This window comes from Vibrio sp. 2033 (assembly GCF_033339735.1).
The window spans coordinates 1-21,731 of sequence record NZ_JAWOVC010000016.1; the positions used below are offsets into that span (position 1 = coordinate 1).

At 43.1% G+C, this 21,731-nt stretch carries 19 protein-coding genes; 7 read left to right on the plus strand and 12 right to left on the minus strand.

Features of this window, described 5'->3' with window-relative positions:
* Positions 1–288 precede the first annotated feature (288 nt).
* The gene (locus R7P74_RS18250; RefSeq protein ID WP_017636093.1) at positions 289–1,251 is read left to right on the plus strand and encodes an integron integrase; all 963 of its coding nucleotides are present in this window, start codon (positions 289–291) and stop codon (positions 1,249–1,251) included.
* Positions 1,252–1,294: 43 nt separating this feature from the next.
* On the opposite strand, the gene R7P74_RS18255 is transcribed toward R7P74_RS18250, so the two are convergent.
* The 8 genes from R7P74_RS18255 to R7P74_RS18290 form a co-directional block, all read right to left on the minus strand.
* A complete protein-coding gene (locus R7P74_RS18255; protein ID WP_017636094.1) occupies positions 1,295–1,768 on the minus strand; it encodes a DUF2947 domain-containing protein in 474 nt (157 codons plus the stop codon).
* Between the two features lie 13 nt (positions 1,769–1,781).
* Positions 1,782–2,369, minus strand: a complete 588-nt coding sequence (locus R7P74_RS18260; RefSeq protein ID WP_318123023.1) for an HD domain-containing protein — start codon at positions 2,367–2,369, stop codon at positions 1,782–1,784.
* A gap of 1 nt (position 2,370) precedes the next feature.
* Positions 2,371–2,955: a ribosomal protein S5-alanine N-acetyltransferase gene (gene rimJ / locus R7P74_RS18265; protein WP_225474039.1), complete on the minus strand. Its 585-nt coding sequence runs from the start codon at positions 2,953–2,955 to the stop codon at positions 2,371–2,373.
* Between the two features lie 36 nt (positions 2,956–2,991).
* Positions 2,992–4,536: a transcriptional regulator TyrR gene (gene tyrR, locus R7P74_RS18270; RefSeq protein ID WP_005388272.1), complete on the minus strand. Its 1,545-nt coding sequence runs from the start codon at positions 4,534–4,536 to the stop codon at positions 2,992–2,994.
* 100 nt (positions 4,537–4,636) lie between these two features.
* Complete coding sequence (locus R7P74_RS18275; protein WP_017636096.1) at positions 4,637–5,677, minus strand: YcjF family protein; 1,041 nt, start codon at positions 5,675–5,677, stop codon at positions 4,637–4,639.
* Positions 5,674–7,050, minus strand: coding sequence for a YcjX family protein (locus R7P74_RS18280; RefSeq protein WP_047103200.1), 1,377 nt, complete (start codon positions 7,048–7,050; stop codon positions 5,674–5,676). The genes R7P74_RS18275 and R7P74_RS18280 overlap by 4 nt, the downstream gene beginning before the upstream one ends.
* A gap of 256 nt (positions 7,051–7,306) precedes the next feature.
* Complete coding sequence (locus R7P74_RS18285; protein WP_005376906.1) at positions 7,307–7,492, minus strand: hypothetical protein; 186 nt, start codon at positions 7,490–7,492, stop codon at positions 7,307–7,309.
* A gap of 174 nt (positions 7,493–7,666) precedes the next feature.
* Positions 7,667–9,184 (minus strand): fumarate hydratase, encoded by a 1,518-nt coding sequence (locus R7P74_RS18290; RefSeq protein WP_005396913.1) that lies wholly within the window; start codon positions 9,182–9,184, stop codon positions 7,667–7,669.
* 271 nt (positions 9,185–9,455) lie between these two features.
* Here R7P74_RS18290 and pabB point away from each other — a divergent pair, with 271 nt between their 5' ends.
* Positions 9,456–10,820: an aminodeoxychorismate synthase component 1 gene (pabB, locus tag R7P74_RS18295; protein ID WP_225474040.1), complete on the plus strand. Its 1,365-nt coding sequence runs from the start codon at positions 9,456–9,458 to the stop codon at positions 10,818–10,820.
* A gap of 311 nt (positions 10,821–11,131) precedes the next feature.
* On the opposite strand, the gene R7P74_RS18300 is transcribed toward pabB, so the two are convergent.
* Positions 11,132–12,832 (minus strand): ATP-binding protein, encoded by a 1,701-nt coding sequence (locus R7P74_RS18300; protein ID WP_005388280.1) that lies wholly within the window; start codon positions 12,830–12,832, stop codon positions 11,132–11,134.
* Between the two features lie 7 nt (positions 12,833–12,839).
* The gene (locus R7P74_RS18305) at positions 12,840–13,379 is read right to left on the minus strand and encodes a heme NO-binding domain-containing protein (protein WP_005388282.1); all 540 of its coding nucleotides are present in this window, start codon (positions 13,377–13,379) and stop codon (positions 12,840–12,842) included.
* 231 nt (positions 13,380–13,610) lie between these two features.
* Between R7P74_RS18305 and R7P74_RS18310 the strand changes: the two genes are divergently transcribed.
* The 5 genes from R7P74_RS18310 (at position 13,611) to R7P74_RS18330 (ending at position 19,757) form a co-directional block, all read left to right on the plus strand.
* A complete protein-coding gene (locus R7P74_RS18310) occupies positions 13,611–14,210 on the plus strand; it encodes a CoA pyrophosphatase (RefSeq protein WP_005376901.1) in 600 nt (199 codons plus the stop codon).
* Between the two features lie 345 nt (positions 14,211–14,555).
* Entirely contained in the window at positions 14,556–15,809 is a 1,254-nt protein-coding gene (locus R7P74_RS18315; protein WP_005388284.1) for an aromatic amino acid transport family protein, read from the plus strand.
* 97 nt (positions 15,810–15,906) lie between these two features.
* The gene (locus R7P74_RS18320) at positions 15,907–17,268 is read left to right on the plus strand and encodes an L-serine ammonia-lyase (protein ID WP_005376899.1); all 1,362 of its coding nucleotides are present in this window, start codon (positions 15,907–15,909) and stop codon (positions 17,266–17,268) included.
* 211 nt (positions 17,269–17,479) lie between these two features.
* On the plus strand, positions 17,480–19,195 hold the full coding sequence (gene tpdA / locus R7P74_RS18325; RefSeq protein ID WP_005389236.1) for a cyclic di-GMP phosphodiesterase TpdA: 1,716 nt from the start codon (positions 17,480–17,482) through the stop codon (positions 19,193–19,195).
* Positions 19,196–19,289: 94 nt separating this feature from the next.
* Positions 19,290–19,757: a GNAT family N-acetyltransferase gene (locus R7P74_RS18330; protein WP_017636099.1), complete on the plus strand. Its 468-nt coding sequence runs from the start codon at positions 19,290–19,292 to the stop codon at positions 19,755–19,757.
* Positions 19,758–19,846: 89 nt separating this feature from the next.
* Here the strand turns inward: R7P74_RS18330 and queD are convergent, their stop codons facing one another.
* The gene (gene queD / locus R7P74_RS18335; protein ID WP_017820449.1) at positions 19,847–20,218 is read right to left on the minus strand and encodes a 6-carboxytetrahydropterin synthase QueD; all 372 of its coding nucleotides are present in this window, start codon (positions 20,216–20,218) and stop codon (positions 19,847–19,849) included.
* 584 nt (positions 20,219–20,802) lie between these two features.
* Positions 20,803–21,720, minus strand: a complete 918-nt coding sequence (locus tag R7P74_RS18340) for a hypothetical protein (protein ID WP_318123029.1) — start codon at positions 21,718–21,720, stop codon at positions 20,803–20,805.
* Positions 21,721–21,731: the final 11 nt, after the last annotated feature.

Below are 21,731 nucleotides of genomic sequence, written 5' to 3' on the forward strand. Positions count from 1 at the left end.
TGAACCAAACAAACAGCTGCCAAATTTTGAGCTCAGAAACATGATTTTGATTACTAGCTTTTTCTGGCGACTAACGCTTTCTATACGGCGATTTGCCGTTTTTCTGGCAGGCTACCGCCTTCTTTCTTATCAAAAGCGCTATCAATCGTAGCACTTATATATATGAAACAAATAGAAAAACAGTATGAATATGTGTGGTAGCGCGCGCAATTAGGCGGCGCACAGCACGCTAATTTCAAAAGTGGTGATACATCAAGGGAGCTGTATAAATAAACAGGTTAATTTATCATGAAAAGTCAGTTTTTACTTAGTGTAAAAGAGCACATGCTTACTCGTCATTATGCGAATAAAACTATCGAAAGTTATCTATTTTGGATAAAACGCTTTATCACTTTTCACCAGCTTGCTCACCCATCAACACTAGCAGAAGATGATGTCATTCAATTTCTGAGTTACTTAGCGGTAGAAGAAAAAGTTGCGGTAAAAACGCAAGCTTTGGCGCTGAACTCAATATCATTTTTATATCGTGATTATTTCAAAACCCCACTATCACTTGATATGAGATTTCAGAAATCCTTGACCGAAAAGAAACTTCCCGTTGTGTTAACCAGGGAGGAGATCCGAAGATTCGTTCAGCATATCGACCCGAGGTATAGACTCCATATTCAGCTGCTTTACGGCTCCGGGCTTCGAGTTATGGAATGTTTACGCTTAAGAGTTCAAGATATCGATTATGATTATGGTGCAGTTCGCGTGTGGCAAGGAAAAGGAGGTAAAAATCGTACAGTCACATTAGCCAAAGAACTGCATGAACCACTCAAAGCTCAAGTTAATTTAGCAAGAAACTATTACTTTAAAGATAGGCACATGCCTGGTTATGCGGGCGTATACATCTCTGAAGGTTTACGACGTAAATACCCAAAAGCGGAGCTAGATTTTAACTGGCACTTTTTGTTTCCATCAACAAAGTTAAGCGCAGATCGAGACACTGGTGAATTGAGAAGGCATCATATCAATGAAAGCGCAATACAAAGAGCAGTAAAGCGCGCGGCAAGCGACGCAAGCATTGAGAAAACTGTAACTTGCCACACACTAAGACACAGTTTTGCCACGCACTTATTGGAATCTGGCGCAGACATTAGAACTGTTCAGGAACAATTAGGGCATACTGATGTAAAAACCACGCAAATCTATACTCACGTTATCGAGCGCGGGGCTGGTGGCGTGTTGAGTCCATTATCCAGCCTTTAGAAAAACAAAGCCACCTCGAAAGGTGGCTTTGCTTTATAACTCGTTATTGACGAACACCGAGTTTCACATTGCCTTTTGAATCAAACCAAAGTGCTTGCGAACGGCGACGTCCTATTAGTATCGGACCATCGTCATAAAAGAGAAAGTTCTTCCAGTGCTTTTTAAAAATAGACCATTTCGTTTCGATGACATTGTACTTCTCGTAGCAAAAGTAAACGGTTACATCGTCTTGCCAATCGATATGTGCCTCAGCTTCCGCTGGCATGTCAGGATCATCCGACTCCCACGCAGCCATCCAATCCACAGTTTCAGACCAATTCGCCTCGTTCATTGGCCAGTCTTGGGAACTTAGTCTATCCATATCAGGGCTTTGAGCACTGATATTTTCTTTCCAAAATTGTGCTGAGCGGGCTTGGCTCATCGGCTTAATAAAAGCCAAATCTTCTTCTGGCACAGGCATCGACTGATGCGTAAAAATCCATTTTCTTTGGTATTCGTCCAAAGGCAAATAAGACATTCAGTCTCCTTTATTACGATTTCAGCCAACCTTTCTCTGTGGCTTCTTCAATCAACTCTTTCGCTTTGTCCCATAAGGTAACAGAGCCAAATTCAATTCGTTTATTAATGGTAAGTGCTTGTTCGCTTGAGACACCATGTTCCTTCCAACTCTGACCATTATTATGGTAGTTCAAGAGCATTGGAATTAACCGATCGAGTGCTTTTGCATACTTAGCATCATCGGTCTGCGCGGCTTCAAATTCATGCCAAAGCGCCAATAGCTCTTGCTCCTGATCGCTGGGTAACATACCAAACAAGCGCTCTGCGGCTCTAATTTCTTTTTTTGCTTGCTCTTGAGACGCAGCAGTATCATAAACAAAGGTATCGCCCGCGTCGATCTCTACTACGTCATGTATCAATAACATTTTCATCACTCGGCAAATATCAACAGGTGCATTCGCATGCTCTTCCATCAATATTGCCATCAGTGCGACATGCCAACTATGCTCACCACTATTTTCGAGGCGCCCTTCAGCACTTTTAACTCGAGTTCGGCGCAAAATGCTTTTGAGTTTATCGAGCTCGATTACAAGTGCTAACTGCTTTTCCAATCGTTCCATACTATCGCCCTTCTGGCTGCCAATTCGGATTAATAAGCGACGTTAGAACGTGGTCTTGCCACTCACCATTAATCAAAAGGTAATCTTTTGCATACCCTTCTCGGTTGAAACCTACATGCTCTAGCACAGCTTCACTGCGTTTATTGTGAGGCATGTAGCCAGCTTGAATACGATGCAGTTTCTGAACGTTAAACATGTAGTCGCAAGCCATGGTTAATCCACGACGCATATAACCATGCCCTTGCGCTTTTTCAGCGAGAGAATATCCGACGTTACAAGAATAAAAAGGAAAACGACTCAAACTACTAAAGGATATCGTACCTAGCATTTCACCCGAAGAGGCTCTGACTAAAAGGCAATAATACCCCAATCCCATTCGATGCAGCTCATTGAGCTTGATAAGCTTTTGCAACCAACCGTTAACTGAGAAAAAAGCCTCTTCACGTTTCGGTTCAAACGGTTTCAGGTATTCTCGGTTCGCTTGAAAATAGTCGGCAATCATATCTGCGTCACCGATTTCAGCGGTACGAAGAAGCAAGTCACCGTCCAACTTATGAACGGCGATAGATGAGCTGTTATCTTCCATTACAAATGATTAATTCCGTCTTTTCGTTCAATTCGATTAATTCTTACGTATACCGTAATCACGCAGTTTATTAGCGATTGAGGTATGCGATACATTTAAGCGCTTAGCAAGCTTGCGGCTTGATGGGAATGACTGATACAAACGTTCCAGAACTTGAGATTCATAATCACGCATGATCTCATCCAATGAACCGTCGATGTTAAGCGTTGTACTACCAGCGCCGACTGACTGAGGCTGAGGTAAATTGAAGTGATCCGCGTTTAGTATACCACCATCCATTTCCGTGAGCGCTCGAAGAACCATGTTATCCAGCTGGCGCATGTTTCCTGGCCACTGATAATTTGCAAGGGCATCAACTAGACCATCATCAAACTCTGGCTTATCAATCCCAAGCTGTTGAGCATGTTTCGCCACAAACAACTCAAGCAATGGTGCAACGTCGTTTGAGCGCTTACGTAACGGAGGAATGCTGAGCGTAAGTACGTTGAGGCGATAATACAAATCTTCACGGAACATTCCTGCTTCAGAAAGCTCGGCAAGGTTATGTTTTGTTGAAGCGATGATACGAACATCGACATGCATCTCATCTTCTGCACCGACACGACGGAAATTACCATCTTGTAGAAAACGTAACAGCTTGATTTGAAGGTGCGAACTCATTTCACCGATTTCATCAAGAAATACCGTCCCGCCATTTGCTTGCTCAAAGATGCCTTTGTGGCCTTGTTCATGATTAAATGAACCCGGCGCATGACCAAAAAGTTCGGTTTCTGCTACATCGTCAGGCATCGAAGCACAACTCAAAACTAGGAATGGCTTGCTCGCACGGCTAGAACGACTGTGGCAAGCTTTAGCAAGCATTTCTTTACCGGTCCCCGTTTCGCCCTCAATCAACAATGGTTGGTCAAGCACAGACAGCTTCTTAGCTTGGTTCATTAGTGCTTTATGACGGTTCGATATACCAACAAAGTGCTCAAAACCCAGAGGATTATGCAGCGGTAGTGCTTCTTCAATTCTGGCAACTTGCTGACTAGAGCGAATCGTCATTAGAGTACTCGCTAGAGTCGAGTTTTGCGCTTCGTCTCGGATATAAACGGGCATCAACTCTAGAACATAGTCCAAGCCATCAATCACAAGGTTTTCCCGCGTTCGACCATTAACACCTTCAGACCAACGAGAGAAACGAACACTTGGTAACAAAGCACCGATTTGAGTACCAATCACTTCTTGCTTGTGAAGGCCAAGCAATGAAAGTGCAGACATGTTTGCCATGTCTACGGCACCTTTAAGATCAATGGCAAAAACCGGATCGGGCAAGTTATCAACTAACGAGAGCAGCTCCGTATTGTGGCGCTCCATCGGCATAAACTGGATTTTACGTACGTCTTTCACCCCCGGAATACGGCGGATTTCAGCCATCAGCTCACTAAACGTATCAAAATCAATATCCGGGCAATTCAAATAGATAATACCGCTAATATCGATTTCGATACCACGCAAGTCGATGCTTTTAGACGCTAAAATATCGAGCAGTTCTCGGGTCAAGCCGAGTCGATCTTCACATAAGACTTCAAGACGCACTTAAAATATCCCAATTCACAACTGTCAGGAAAAGTTGACAGTAGTTTCTATCATGCTTGGAATGGCGTCAAGCAATCCTATCCATCAAAGTTGATATTCGTTACGGTTTCATCGTAATTGATGCAACTTTCGCCGCCACTGCCTTGCGTATGGTGCCCAACTTAACCTGACGGTCAGGATACCAGGGTAGTGGACGCAATAAGGTCATCGCTTTCAAGCCCAAACGTGCCGTTAGAATACCAACACCTAGTCCCTGCCCCGCACGAGCAGAAACTTTGCCAGCAAGATCCATCGACATCAAATCCATACTGGCATCAATAGCGAGCTCACTGGCACCAGCCGCCGCCATATTGACAAATACCGCTCTTAGTAACTTGATGCGAGAGGCATAACCTAGCTCTACCCCATATACCTTGGAGAGGTTGTCGATCATTTTGAAATTTCGCCAAGCCACCAGCAACATATCAGCGGCAGCCAGAGGGCTCACGGCGACTAGGGCCGCACACTCGGTTGCGTGCTGTGATACGATTTTCGTTGCCAACTTGTCTTGTTGGCTCACCACCATCGAGTCATACATATCAAGAATTTCAGCGTCACTATGAGCAGGGTTAATACTGTTCTGCCAACGATCAAAGCCCGGATTCTCTGCCATCACACCACTTTGTTCTGCTACGGTTTCGCAAAAGGCTTTCCCTTTCCCAACGCTCTCACTATTAACAAGTGCTTCTGCTTCTTCTTGAACACTAAAATGATTTCGTAGTTTTCGCAGTTTCCAAAGCTCTTTACCCATAGCTCCTAAACCAAGCGAAGCGATCGCAGCAATAAACCCCGTCCAGCTTAAGGCTAGCCAATCAGAAGCCTGAATTGCGGTTATAACCGAGTCCACCGCTTGCCAGCCAACCAAACCAGCAAAAGTTGCAAATGCGCCAGTCGCGAGCCATTTTCTGCCCGATTTTGGACGAATGACATGCTCGAGTTGCAATTCCTGTTCGGTCTCCTGGTGCGCTTCTTTAACTTCAACAGGTACAAATGTTTCTTTTTCGCCGAATGTTTGCTGCGCCGTCAACTCCGGTTGATTCGATTGCTGATCTTTTTCCATTACCTTTTCAGAGAAAACTTGTTTTTGCTTCAACTCACTCATTTCAATTTATCTCCAATCAGGTAATCCAGTGCTTTGTCTAAGCGTATGTGCTTCACTGGCTCATCATTCGGTGAGGGCATCGGACGAAACGACGTAAAATCAAACCCGTTGTTTTGCCAATAAGCTGCATTTGGTAGCTTTTTCGGCACCTCTCCGGGAAACATAGTCATCGGCTCACCACCCAATGTTGTTCCTTGTAACGCCGGGATGGTCTTATCTCCAGAGGAAATAAACCCCGTCGTGGTTGCTTGGATGGAAGCGATACTCATGCAGCTCATCTCAATATTCTCGTAGGCTGCCGTTTGCCATGCTGGATGCACCATTTGTTGGAGCAGAGACACCAAATTTGGGTGCTGATCGGGCGTGATATGATCCGCTTTTGTAGCAGCAAACAACACTTTGTCGATTTTTGGTGAGAACAAACGACGCAAAAAGCTACTACGACCATAACGGAAGCTATGCATGATCTGTTCTAGCGCTTGGCGCATGTCGTAAAACGCTTCATCACCAGCATTGAGAGGCTGCAAACAATCCACCAGTACAATCTGGCGATCGAAGGTCGCAAAATGATGCTTATAAAACGCTTTCACTACTTTTTGTTGGTATTCCTGAAAACGGGCTTCTAGCATCGCTAAGTTACTGCCCTTGGGCGCTTTGCTTTCCGAATCAGCACGACACGGAAAAAACTGTAGCACCGGCGCGCCTGCTAGCTCACCAGGTAATACAAAGCGGCCAGGCTGAACCCAATGAAGGCCAGAGTCTTTACAAGAATGAAGGTACTCTGTGTATGTGTGTGCAACTTTCTCAAGTAGTTTCTCATTCACTTCTGTAAAGAGATCCACTTTCTCCAGTTCAGAAAGCCAAGCTTTGGCTAAATCGCCACGCTGGCCTTTAAGTGCATCAAACTGAGTTTGCGACCACGTTGCAAAGTCCATGTCCAATAAAGGCAGGTCGAGCAACCACTCTCCTGGATAGTCGATAATATCAACATTTAAAATTGCGGTTTTACTCAACAGCTTTTTCGTGGTTTTATTTGGTTTGTACTTGAGCGCTAAGCGAATCTCACTCACATCACGTGTCGGTACTGGCCACTGAGGTGGAGTCGCATGAATTTGGCTCATCGCCTCATCGTAAGCAAAGCGTGGCACCATCATATTCGATTGAGGCTCACGTTTCGCCCCAATAAGGCGCTTATCTCTAGCCGCAGTCAAAAGAGGCAAATTGTCATGGGTTGCAGTATGAAGAAGCTGATTCACTAATGACGTGATGAATGCCGTCTTACCGGCACGAGAAAGTCCGGTGACAGCAATTCGAACATTAGAGTCCATACCTCTGTTGATAAAGTCATTAACTTCTTTCTTTATTCTCTTCATTACGCTTCTTTATCTTACTCCACTTTAAAACAACGTTGTCAGCGACTTCGAATTTCGAGCTACGAATACTGTTCTATCCCGAATTCTATGAGTTTAACTTTATATACCTTAATAAAAGATGAACAAAACATCCGGCTTGATGCTGTATTAAAAAAAGAAAAGCCCCTGAGTGGTTCAGAGGCTTACTTAATTTACAGCATTAGTAACTCTATATGCGCTGATTACTATGTTAAACAGGAACCCGCTTTCTTTAAGCCTAGTCGTCTTCGATCAACTTATAGATAACAAATAGAGCGATTTCTAAAATCAGCCACAACACACATGTGATGGTCACGTACTTTTCATCAAAGATGCTGATACCGTGAAGAATCAAGTCATAGCCAACAAAGCCACCTATCACTACAGCAAGAATAATTTGTAGAATCTGAATAAAACGAGGCATGCCGTCTCCTAATTATTGTTCGCATAACGTTTGATTGCTATGCCTAAAGGTTTATATCCTTAATTATATAGACAAAAAGTGCAGGTTTCGCTGCACTTTTGTCAATTGTTTGCTAGGTAAATCAGCACCTTGTCACATTCTCTCTACTGAGACGCAGCAAGATTGCCCTTTGCCTTATGCTTCCATCTCTTGAATTTTCACTTTCCAAGTGTCTGGACCAATTTGGTGCGCGTTAACACCATTTGAGTCGACGGCCACTGTTACTGGCATATCTTCAACTTCAAATTCGTAAATCGCTTCCATACCTAAATCTTCAAATGCGACAACGCGAGCTTTCTTGATCGCTTTCGCCACCAAGTACGCAGCGCCACCGACAGCCATTAGGTAAACCGCTTTGTGATTCTTGATAGATTCAACCGTTGCAGGGCCACGCTCAGCTTTACCGATCATGCCCATGATGCCGGTCTTTTCTAGCATCATGTCGGTGAATTTATCCATACGCGTTGATGTTGTTGGGCCAGCAGGACCAACGACTTCATCACCAACTGCATCGACAGGGCCTACGTAGTAAATGAACTTGCCGTTTAGATCTACGCCTTCAGGTAGACCTTCGCCATTATCTAGCATGCCTTGAATACGTTTATGCGCAGCATCACGACCAGTCAGAATTTTACCTGATAGAAGAACCGTTTCGCCTGTCTTCCACTCTTGTACTTCTTCTTTAGTAATTGTGTCTAAGTTTACGCGACGCGTATTTTCGCCCGCTTCCCAAGTGATATCTGGCCAATCTTCTAGTTTAGGTGGTGTTAGCTCTGCTGGGCCGCTGCCATCAAGTGTGAAGTGTACATGACGAGTCGCCGCACAGTTCGGGATCAAACAAACAGGCTTAGAAGCCGCGTGCGTTGGCGCCGTTTTGATTTTGACGTCGACAACAGTCGTCAAACCGCCGAGGCCTTGCGCGCCGATACCAAGTTTGTTCACGCGATTAAAGATATCCAAACGAAGCTCTTCTTCTGCGTTTTGTGGGCCACGGTCAATAAGCTCTTGAATATCGATGTGTTCCATTAGAGATTCTTTTGCCAATACCGCTGCTTTTTCAGCCGTACCGCCGATACCAATACCAAGCATGCCAGGAGGACACCAGCCCGCCCCCATTGTTGGTAGCGTTTTTTCTACCCACTCAGCAATATCGTCAGATGGGTTTAGCATCACCATCTTAGTTTTGTTTTCGCTACCGCCGCCCTTCGCAGCGATCTGAATTTCAACTTTATCGCCCGGAACCATGTTGATATGTACGACGGCAGGCGTGTTGTCTTTGGTATTAATACGTTTACCAGCAGGGTCCATAAGTACTGACGCACGCAACGGGTTGTCTGGGTTCGTATACGCTTGTCGAACACCTTCATCTACCATCTGCTGAACCGTCATGTCGGTTGAGTCCCATTGCACGCCCATACCGATGTTGACGAAACACGTCACGATACCAGTATCCTGACAAATTGGTCGGTGACCTTCTGCGGACATTCGGGAGTTAATTAGGATCTGAGCCATCGCGTCTTTAGCGGCTTGGCTCTCTTCGCGGTGGTAGGCTTTTTCAAGAGCTTGAACAAAGTCTAGCGGGTGGTAGTAAGAAATATACTGTAGCGCATCAGCGACACTGCTGATCACATCCTGCTTGCGTATTACCGTCATTACATGCCTCGTTATAGTTATGCTTCCATTATTGGCTTGGCTTCAATCGTGTTTGTTGAGCTTATTGCTCTTTTGAGCTTCGTTTTTTTATAAACAATTGTCGAACGGCTGATATCGACACACGAAACGCTGAAGTCGCCTACTTGTAAACCATCTCAAAACCCTATGAATAGAGGGAGTTTGGCTATACAGAGGAATATGATACTCTTGCTGCCCATGACATGCCATGCAGTGAACGATCTCTTTGTCACAAATTACACAAATGAACAACATGGACAATCAATTCATTGATTTTAAAACGCTGGAATACGCACCAGAGTTTGCTCTTCACCTCTTTTCTCGCATTCAACACCAGCCTTGGGCGATGTTGCTGCGTTCTGCATCAGAAACGCATATCGATAGTCGCTTCGATGTGTTGGTTGCCAACCCAATTGCAACGTTAGAAACCACTGCCGAAAGCACACAAGTTGAAACACCATCGAATGCCTATTCAACTCAAGATGACCCATTCGCGCTGCTTCATCAGTTGCAGGAACAGTGGCTTCCTCACGTTGAGTTAAATAAAGAATTGGATTTGCCTTTTGTCGGCGGAGCGCTCGGTTACTTCAGTTACGATTTAGGTCGACGCGTAGAAACGATGCCAGAACTGGCCGAAAAGGACCTCAACGCGCCGGATATGGCGGTAGGTCTGTATGAATGGGCCGTCGTTGTTGACCACAAGCTTAAAAAAGCCTGCCTAGTCGGTCAGAATATCGAGCAAGCTTGGCAATGGTTAGACGAGCAAGAAGCAGAGCAAAGCGTAGACTTCGCTCTGTCTGGTGATTGGCAGTCAAACATGACGAAAGAGAGCTACGCTACTCGCTTTGACCAGGTGCAAGAATACTTGTTGAGCGGTGACTGTTATCAGATCAATTTGGCGCAGCGCTTTAACGCACCGTATCAAGGCAGTGAGTGGCAAGCGTATCTGAAATTGGAGTCCGCCAACCAAGCGCCATTCTCAGCGTTTATCCGTATGCCTGAGTCTTCGATTTTGAGTATCTCTCCAGAGCGCTTTTTAGAGCTCAAAGATCGCGTCATTGAAACAAAACCAATCAAAGGTACTCGCCCACGCAGCGAAGATCCAACGAAAGATAACGCTAATGCCCATGACTTGCAGACAGCGGAAAAAGATCAGGCAGAAAACCTGATGATTGTCGATTTGCTGCGTAATGATATTGGTCGAGTTGCATCACCGGGTAGCGTTCACGTTCCAAAGCTGTTCGATATTGAAAGCTTCCCTGCCGTGCATCATTTGGTGAGCACCATTCGTGCAAATTTGGATGAACAATACGCTCCTGCGGATTTGCTGCGAGCGTGTTTTCCAGGCGGTTCAATTACGGGCGCACCTAAAGTTCGCGCAATGCAGATCATTGAAGAACTGGAGCCGCATCGACGCAGCGCGTATTGCGGCAGTATTGGCTACATTTCACGCCATGGTCGTATGGACACCAGCATTACTATCCGAACTCTTGTAGCGGAACAAAACAAACTTTACGCTTGGGCTGGCGGCGGCGTCGTGGCAGATAGCGATTGCGCCTCTGAGTATCAAGAAACGTTGGACAAGCTTTCAAAGATTTTGCCAGCGCTGCAATCGTAGGTTTCAAAAGCGGACAATGCCGCTCGTTTAACAGCGAGTGGCATATTTCTGTATCTCATCACCCTGCACAGCGACGAAAGAGCGTGATACAGGTTCTTCTATTCAAGCACTTTGTGGTCAAATTTGTTTCATTACCCGCTCATCGTGCTGCTACTAGATTCTCAGTATCGCCAAGGCTCGCTAGAATGACCCAAAAAACATCGTTAAATGATCGGCATTATCCAGCGTGGTGCGTTTTTTGTGTGCTTTATTTGCATGTACTTTAGCTTTTAGCCGTTGGCCAACAAAAATTCTTTTTTAAAAGGCAGCGTCTACTGCTCAAGCCACTTACACATAATCTGTTCAATATCGGTTGCGGTGTACGGCTTAGTGAGGATGTCGTCCATGCCTGAATCAATACACTTTTGACGCTCTTCGATGGTAGTGCCAGCGGTTAATGCAATAATAGGATGAGTAAAGCCACGCTCTCTCAGATACATCGTCGCCTCATAGCCATCCATTTCTGGCATTCGGCAGTCCATGAATATCAGTTCGTAGTCTTTACTTTTCACCGCTTCTAATGCTTCTTTGCCGTTGGCTTTTAAATCAGGTGTGATGTCGAGTTTTTTCAGCATTTGAGTAACAATGACTTGATTCATTCTGATGTCATCAACCACTAATATTGAGCGTCCTGCTAAATCGCTTCGCTCTATGGTGACCAATTCCCCCTCTGCTGTACCTTGTGCTTGCCCTTCCTCAAGAGGAATAGCAACTTTAAAAGTTGTCCCTTTGCGCTCTTCACTTTCAAAGCTAATTTGACCTTGCATCAAATCCACAAGGTTTTTACAAATCGCGAGACCTAAACCTGAGCCTTCAAAGCTGCGTTTCGCCGAGCGATCAACTTGGACAAATGGATCAAATAGTGACGGCTGTGCTTTTATTGGGATGCCAATACCAGTGTCTTCAACCTCAAAATAAGCCGTGCCGTTAAGCCATTCCACCCGTAACACGACGCCACCCAAGTGAGTAAACTTAATCGCGTTTCCCACCAAGTTAACCAAAATTTGTGTAATGCGCTCTAAGTCACCGACTAAAAATTCCGGGATCCCCAGCTTTTTGTCGATAGAGAAATGGATACGTTTTTCCGCAGCCTTAGCTGCAAATACACCCATGATGGCTTTTTCAAGTTCCTCCCAGGCAAAGACTTTATGTATGATTTCCATCATACCGGCATTCATCTTACTGAAATCAAGAAGATCATTAATGATAACTCTCAATAAGTCCCCTGATTGAGTCAGATTGCTCAAGTATTGACGCTGCTCTTCTTCTAATTGGGTTCGACTCAATAACTCCGCACTACCCAATACGCCATTGAGAGGAGTTCGCAGCTCATGGTTAATCATGGCGACAAACTCCTTCGTCGCTTTTTCTGATTCCTCAGCCCGCTTTCTCAGCTCGACCTCTCGCTCTAAACTTAAGTGTCGACCAATAACACCATGAACTAAGTCAGACACGAGCTCCATCTGTTTGGAAATAAAAGACTGATCGATTTGATCTTGCAACACAGAGAAAATCAACTCCCCAACCGTTTCCCCATCAATGATAACTGGCAAATGCAAATTCTCTCCCTGCCAATTAGGAGAGGTTAAAATCTCGTTGTTATGACGAAGCTGTAAGTGACCAAAGTGATGACGACGCAATGAGCTCAGCTTTGTAGCGTCAAGAAACAAGTAAGCCGCAGAAATGATCGAGTTAGAAGTGAGCTGCTCAATAAAGCTCGCTATCATTGCTTCATCGAACGTGCTCGATAAAAAAGTACGACCGAACTTAATCAACGTGGCATCAATTTGCTCTTCAAACTCAAACTTACGAAGATCCTTTTTAGATTTCAGCTCCAGCTTTTTCAATGCAACACTGAGTTGCTGGTTGGATTCATATAACTCTAAGCTTTTCTGTTCCAACAGCTGCTCAGCTGCTTTTCTTGATGCAACTTCTCGTTTGAGTTTCCTTTCTAATGAGGAACTTCCCGTCATATCGTTCTTATTGAGCCTCTAACCAAAAACGTACTTTGCTGCCATCCTCTGACTGGTTTTGATGTTTGATATGAACTACCTCACCAAAATGCGCAGCACAGCCTTTTATCAATCCTAAGCATACGTGAGACATACATCTTGCGCTGTGGTAGTCAAATACCAATTGGGATTGGTTTTCACTAATGAAATCAAATTGCGGAGGGTTAGCATCAGGATAGAGCTTCTTAACTTCGACATGAATAAAGTCTTCAACATGGCGAACAAATTGAAACGTCGTTTCACACTGTTGCAAACTGGCGTGACTAGGAATGGAGCGAAGTAAATTCAAAAAGACGCACTCTCCAAACACTTCTTGCAGTTGCTCGGGGGGAACACCAGATACTTTACTGAGATTCACGATCAACTTAACCAAGTCTTTGTGATCGTAACTACCAACAGCGGTGTAAACACCTTCATCGTTAGAAAGGTCGAGAACTTGGTCTAACACATCAAGACCGAATTTCTCTTCTACTAACTCCATGAACTCGGTGAAAATAATCCCTTTCATTGGCCAATACTTGCCCTATAGTGACGTCCTAAAATAAAGAATGGTGTATAACCTTATAAGTTTCAAATTAATATGTTCAAGCAGAGTGAGACACACAACACAAAGAGGGAAAGTGCTGGCGAGTGTTTTAATGTGAATGCTTTATTTGGCAACCAGTAACGATAACGCCATACGCTTTGCCGTCTTTGAGTATAATAAATAATGGTTAGGCACGATAAATAAGGACTCAGTTTGGTTATCGACAAAACTCATTTACTACAGAACTTTCAATTTCGGCTTCCAACGGGCTACCACAAAGAGTCCCTTGCACGACTAAAATGGATGAAAGAAAAGTCCCTGAGAGATGCGGCAGTCTTAATCGGTTTTGTGGAACGCGATGACGGGTTACAAGTCATTCTGACTAAGCGTGCAGCCCACTTACGCCATCATCCGGGACAAATCAGCTTTCCCGGTGGCAAATATGAGCAGGAAGATATTCAGCTCGTGAATACCGCTTTAAGGGAAACCAAAGAAGAAGTTGGGATAGAAGATGAGCATATTCATGTGTTTGGTCAACTGCCTACACTACCAACGATTAGTCAATTTAATGTGACACCTTTTTTGGCTTTTGTTTCTCCGGAATATAAAACGCATATTGACCCAAATGAAGTAGAGTCAGTTTTTGAGGTTCCTGCCAACCATATTCTGAACCCCAAAAAATTGTATAGCACCAAATTTGACCTAAAAAGAAGCAGTCATCGTGTATTTGCTATCCCATATAGACAGCATTTCATCTGGGGCATGACGGCACAAATTATCGAATCAATGCAAAAACATATTATTTCACATTAAACAGTTGTTGATATCGGTGCTTTTATAGGCGCGATCATTATGCGCATCAATATTAATAAAACGTTGCTTCATAAACATTCATTCACATTAGATTAATTTTCCATTTTCACCGCAAACGCTTGCGGTGAAATAAATTTATACAAACAGCCCTATTGATAAGTTTTTCTAATTTTACTCATTAGCAGAAATCACGAGTAGCACATCATTTTCGTGATAAAAAGCAGGTTTTTGACATATCATTCAATAAGCGTAAGCAATAAATGATTTAGATCTAATTTTCCTAGTGTAAAATCTTGCAAAATTACTCCCGACTTATTTCCTGTTCCCAAAATGAGTAACTAAAAAATGAATACAACTACTTCTGCGGTTTCTACCGCACAATCGTCTAGTAAGTTTTCTTACAAAGACTTTACCTGGTGTCTGTCCCTTTTTGGTACGGCAGTAGGTGCAGGTGTACTGTTCCTTCCTATTAAAGCAGGTGCAGGTGGCTTTTGGCCATTAGTAATCCTAGCCCTAATCGCAGCACCAATGACTTGGTTCGCACACAAATCTTTAGCTCGTTTCGTTCTTTCTGCGAAAAACCCTGAAGCGGACATCACCGACACAGTAGAAGAGCACTTTGGTAAGACTGGCGCAAACCTTATTACGTTCGCTTACTTCTTCGCTATCTACCCAATCGTACTTATCTACGGTGTTGGTATCACAAACACAGTTGACTCTTTCCTAGTTAACCAAATGGGCATGGAATCTATTCCTCGCTGGCTACTTTCTGGTGCACTTATTGCTGCAATGACAGCAGGCGTAGTATTCGGTAAAGAGCTTATGCTGAAAGCAACTTCAGCAATGGTTTACCCTCTCGTGTTCATCCTACTAGCACTGTCTGTATACCTAATTCCTGGTTGGAACACTTCAATGATGGAAGTGTCACCTGACTGGGGTGCAATGCCAGCTATCGTTTGGCTAGCAATCCCTGTTATTGTGTTCTCTTTCAACCACAGCCCAATCATTTCTCAGTTCTCTAAAGAGCAACGTCGTGTATATGGTGATGACGCAGTTAAGAAAACTGACGCTATCACTGGTGGCGCAGCAATGATGCTGATGGGCTTTGTTATGTTCTTCGTTTTCTCTGTTGTACTTTCTCTGTCTCCAGAGCAACTAGCAACAGCGCAAGAGCAAAACATCTCTGTTCTTTCTTACTTAGCAAACGTGCATGAATCTCCACTGATCTCTTACATGGGTCCATTGGTTGCTTTCGCAGCGATCACCTCTAGCTACTTTGGCCACTTCTTAGGTGCGCACGAAGGTCTAGTTGGTCTAGTGAAATCTCGTTCAAAATCACCAGTAAGCAAGATCGAGAAGATGTCTCTAATCTTCATTGTAATCACAACTTGGATCGTTGCTATTGTTAACCCAAGCATCCTAGGTATGATTGAAACAATGGGTGCACCGATGATTGCGGCAATCCTATTCTTGATGCCAATCTTCGCAATGCAAAAAGTTCCTGCGATGGCTAAGTACAAAACTTCAGCACCTGTGCAAATTTTCACAGCAATCTGTGGTCTTGCTGCAATTAGTTCTGTAATCTACGGCGCTCTTTAATCATCTCTGCCCAGTGCAGTATGATTAATCCAAAAATATAACGATAAAATTAAGCCTCCCAACTCCCCTTGGGAGGCTTTCTTCTGAGGTAATCGATATGATTAGTGTTTTTGATATCTATAAAATCGGTGTTGGACCTTCAAGCTCACACACTGTAGGCCCAATGAAAGCGGGTAAAGAGTTTATTGATGATCTTCGTGCAATGGGAAAACTGCGCGACATCACTAAAATCACCGTTGACGTTTATGGATCACTATCACTGACAGGGAAAGGTCACCACACAGATATTGCTATCATCATGGGTCTTGCAGGCAACACTCCTGAGAAAGTTGATATCGATTCTATCCCGGGCTTTATCGCTCGTGTAGAAGAAACTGAACGCCTTCCTGTTGGCATGCACTGTCACACAGTATCGTTCCCACGTGAAGGTGGAATGAACTTCCACAAAACAAACCTAGAGCTACACGAAAACGGCATGCAGATCCACGCTTGGATTGATGACGAAAAAGCGTACTCAAAAACTTACTACTCTATCGGCGGTGGTTTCATCGTTGATGAAGAAAATTTCGGTAAAGAAGCTGAGAACCCAGTAAAAGTACCTTACCCGTTTACAACGGCAGAGGAACTGGTTAACCAATGCCACGAAAGTGGATTGTCCATCAGCGCACTAACCATGAAGAATGAGCATGCGCTTCATTCAGATGAAGAAACTCGTACTTATTTCGCTAACATCTGGCGCACAATGCGCGAGTGTATGGATCGCGGTATGAATGAAGAAGGTATTTTGCCTGGTCCACTACGCGTGCCTCGTCGTGCAGCAGCACTTCGCCAGCAGCTACTTACTTCAGAAAAGACGACAAACGACCCAATGTCTGTTGTTGATTGGGTAAACATGTTTGCTTTCGCAGTAAACGAAGAGAACGCAGCAGGTGGCCGCGTTGTCACAGCACCAACTAACGGTGCGTGTGGCATCATCCCTGCGGTACTGGCTTACTACGATAAGTTCATCCAAACTGTGACTGAAAAAGATTACATCCGTTACTTTGCAGCTTCTGGCGCAATCGGAGGTCTTTACAAGCGTAACGCGTCTATCTCTGGTGCAGAGGTTGGCTGTCAGGGTGAAGTTGGCGTGGCATGTTCTATGGCAGCAGCAGGCCTTGCTGAGCTTATGGGTGGTAGCCCAGAGCAAGTATGTATGGCAGCAGAAATCGCGATGGAGCACAACTTAGGTCTAACGTGTGACCCAGTTGCAGGTCAGGTTCAGGTTCCATGTATTGAGCGTAACGGTATTGCGGCAGTAAAAGCAATCAACTCTACTCGCATGGCACTACGTCGCTCTTCAGCTCCAACTGTTTCTCTAGATAAGGTTATCGAAACCATGCTAGAAACAGGTAAAGACATGAACGCGAAATACCGCGAAACATCTCAAGGTGGTCTAGCAATCAAAGTGATTTGCTAACACGCCTTTCTGAATACCAATCAAAACCCGAGTTTATGCTCGGGTTTTTTTATACCCAAAAAACCTAGGAGAATACGTTATCAGGACAAGTAAAAAAAACCTAAAACGTTGAATATATCCAAATATTATGGATATCTCAGTAAAAAATCACATCTCTTCCCTAGCTTTATTGATAACGTAGCCAAAAATTAAACTTGGAGCACATCAACACATGATTAGGTTTGAAATTGGAAACCAAATCTGCGTTTGCTTGTCCGAAAACGAAATATCTCTAGAGCTCAATCAGTCACTCCACCACTCCATTCCTGTCAACCCAAATGAGTACGCCATTCTGTCAACTATCGCCACATACGGCAGTTTAAATACGCCGATTAGTCAGCGGTTAATAGAAAGCAAAATCACTCAACAATACAAAATGACACTGCCTGAAAATGGCTTTAAAAACGCGGTGGCCGCTCTAAGAAAGAAATTTCGCAAGCTCACGGAAGAACATTTAACCACTAACAAAAACATTATCGAAAACATTCACCGGACCGGATACTTCATCCCTTTTACTATGCAAAACAACCACCAGAATGGCATCGAACATCAACAGAAGATCAATCAATACACAACCAATAGTCTTCGTAAAGCGCTTCGTATTTGCCTGCGTAATAAAAAGATCTATTCAGAAGCAATGTGGGTTGTGTTGATCACTGCGACCATTTTCTTTGCTATCTGTTACTACGCGATAAACAGCATCGTTAAACATAATTATCTGGATAACGCCTTCGAAATTGCAGAGAGCCTTTCCCGCAGGAGTTGCTTTGCTAATGAAAGCGAACTGAAGTCGCTATTTGATAATGTGAAGTTGGTGGAATCGAGCATGATGCTAGATCGTTTCAATATTCGATGCTTAGTCACTCCAGAAACCGTTGTCCCTGTCAGCAAAAAAGCCTTTGAAGAGTGGAGTAACAATAACAATTACACCACCCAATCATTTGACTTAAATAACGCAACTGTTTTGGTTCGTGTTAAAAACATTAACTTATCCGACAATGTTGAAAATCATATTTCACGTTTTTTTCTTTCTGGTATGAAGCTATCAACGAATACCGGAACGTCGTTAGAGATTGGTAACACCAATGAACGCTTTTTCAATTATCACGTAAAGAATAGTGGCTATAAAGAGGTGTATTACATCTCTGGACCGTTTCAAAGTATCATTCTACTGAGCTTACTTTTTCTCATTATACTGCGTCACCGCTCCCTACAAGCCTTTATGGCTTACTTGTGCGCAATTCGACAATTCAAAATAAAACTGGAACCGATTTATAACACTTCGGCACAAAAGATTGTGCACTACGAAGCCCTCTCCCGGTTTAAGGTAAAAAATACGCAACGGTTTATTGAAACACTGATCCGCAATGGATTGCTGCTAACTCATACCTTACTGGTGATTGATTCGATCTACACCAAACAAAAAGCGTTGCCCATCCCTATCAGCATTAACGTTTGTCCTTCTTTGCTGCGAGGGCGTAACTTTTCAATCCTATATAGAGAGCTATCTAATCGGGATTGCCGTTTGCTGACAATCGAAATCACAGAAAATGCATCGATGTACTATACCTCTGAGATTTATGGCAATGTCGCAAAACTAAAAGCTCTGGATTGTAAAATCAGTATTGATGACTTTGGCACCGGCAATAATAACGTGGCGCTTATCAGCAAGCTGAATCCGGACTACCTCAAAATCGACCGAGAATTTGTTATTGGCCTAAAATCTGATGATAAAAAGATAGAAACCTTGCGTCAGTTAATTGCTATGGGCAATACGTATCGCTGCACGGTCATTGTTGAAGGCGTAGAAACGGCAGACAGTGCTCACTTACTCACAACATTGGGCGCCTATATTCACCAAGGTTATTATTACCCTCTTCATTGCTAGCTTTTCTTCACTCGGTTAGTTACTTAAAATAGATCTAATACTCTATAAAAACTCGTGGTGGCATAACGGTATGCCGCCAATTTGTGATTGAGCGATGATTGCGATTAAACCCACCAAACTGAAAGATTTTTCAAGTTTGATGCAATTGGATGTGCAAGAAGAGCAAAAAGGATTTTTTACACCGTTTGAAATGGCTTATCAAAAACGTAGTAAGTCAGAGGCGTTCTTTACGATTTATTCTGATGATCTATTAGTAGGCTATCTTGTTATCGATAAAGGTTTCTCCCAACATGCGCCGTTTGCTAAACGATACGAACTGGAGCTTAAGTACTTGATGATTGATCAACGTTTCCAACGTCAAGGGGTTGGGAGTGAGGCATTGCGTAAACTGTTCCTTTATGCGTATACCATTAACCCTAAAAGCACCTCTCTTTGCGCCACTGTCCCACAAAGTCAGCAATACGCTATCAGTTTTTTTGATGCGTGCGGATTCATTAATACAGAGGAAACAACATTGGGGGATAATGAAAAAGAATGGATTCTACGACACCCATTAAGCTAGCAGGCGAAGCCTAATCAAAATTGGGGCATTCAGATACAACAAAGGCAAGCTTCTCGCTTGCCTTTGTTTAATGCTCAATAGAAAGTGACTTATTCACCTTTGTAAATACAACCCGCTGTGCACGTTTCTTTGATTTCTACTTTACTTAGCAGTGGTAAGCTTGGCTTAAGCTGCTGCCAAATCCATTTTGCTAACACTTCGCTAGTCGGGTTCTCTAACCCTTCAATGTCGTTTAGGTAGTAATGGTCTAAGCGATTGTAAATTGGTTTAAATGCAGCTTTGATCTCTGCAAAATCCACTACCCAACCTGTATGTGGATCAACTTCACCTTCTACATAAAGACGAACAAGGAAAGAGTGTCCGTGCAAACGACCACACTTGTGACCTTCTGGTACGTGTGGCAAATGGTGTGCTGCTTCGAACATAAACTCTTTGTATATTTCAGATGTATAAGATGACAACTTAGTAAACCTCTGTTTTAAATGACTTTTCACACCGCGATTTGAGTATTAATACGTCTCGATAGAAACACTCACATACACGCTGTATTTCTCATACTCCTCGATGTACAAAAATCTTAATGATGGAGCAGAGAGCGATAAATAACGACACGGTTATTATCCTTAGCACAGAACCAACGTGCAAGCTTTCTAAAAGTAAGTTCATGACAAAAAGAACTCTCAATGCAACCCATTTAGTAGATACTAGTTATTCTTTCTTCATATCACCAGTCATACTCAAGGACGGTAACTGGCTATTGGCATCGTGCTTACATTGAACACTGTAGAACGTCTCATTGTATTCAAAAGTACCCATACGAGTTTTTCTATATGCAATCAGACAACTTCAGCTTAAAATTATCGTAGGTTACCAACGGCTAACAAATACACCCAGTCGATCACGCGAGTTGATTAGTCTTAATAAATTAGTCCTAGTTCGTAAAGAACGCCGACAAACCCGAAGCTATCGAAAAAATATAAATTAGAAAGAAAATCATATGAAACATGCTGTCGAGATATTAATTAAAATTACAACATCTCTATTCTTATTGAGCGTCTTTTATAGCTTCAATAACTGTATCGTCTAAGTTTTTATTATATAAATGTTTCTTACATCCGATTTTAACCTGAAGCTCTAAATTAGATATATTTTTGTACAACTCATGGTATAGATTATTAAAATCTATAGTGTTTATATCATGTACTAATATAGTAAAGATGCTATCATTTAGTCTGGCTATATAATTATCACCTCTTTGAAAATTTTTTAAAATTTCACATAAATTGTATAAATTACTCTTATAAGAATCTCCACTCTCATCAAATATACCCAGTGCATCAATAGCAATTATATATAATGGAACACCAACGGTTCTGACATCGCTCTGCTCTTTTTCTAAAAATATAGACCAACCTAATCTATTAAAAAAACCAGTCTCAGCGTCCTTAAACTGACTTGGGAGGTGATACATTTGTCTACTCGCCGCGGTATTTCTCTCTATTTCCATACACAGCATGCTAGACAAAAGCTTTGAAATAAGCTCTACCGTGGCTTGCCCATCAGATGGAATAGATTTATGAACTGCAGTATCTATAGCACACAATGTTCCAAACAACTCCCCATCAGGGTAACAGATAGGGATTCCAACATAAGAGCAAATACTTAGCTGTTGGTTTATAGGTGCACATTTGTAATTTTCAATAGCTTGCACAGAAGGAGCCCACCTAGGCCCGTTACCTTGTACCATTCGGCTACAAATCGAATCGCTCCAAACCAACGTCGATAGCTCCTTAATATTGTACTTGTCGCTTTCTACCTGCAAAATGATCCAATCTTCTTCATTTTTTCTTGTTAACATCCAGGCGCCAAATCCATACTTTTTATGAAGATACTTCAGTGTAAAGCGACTAGCTTCTTCGAAGGAGTCGAAAGGAGCTTGATCTATCGTATTTGAGTTAAACATCCATATCTCCT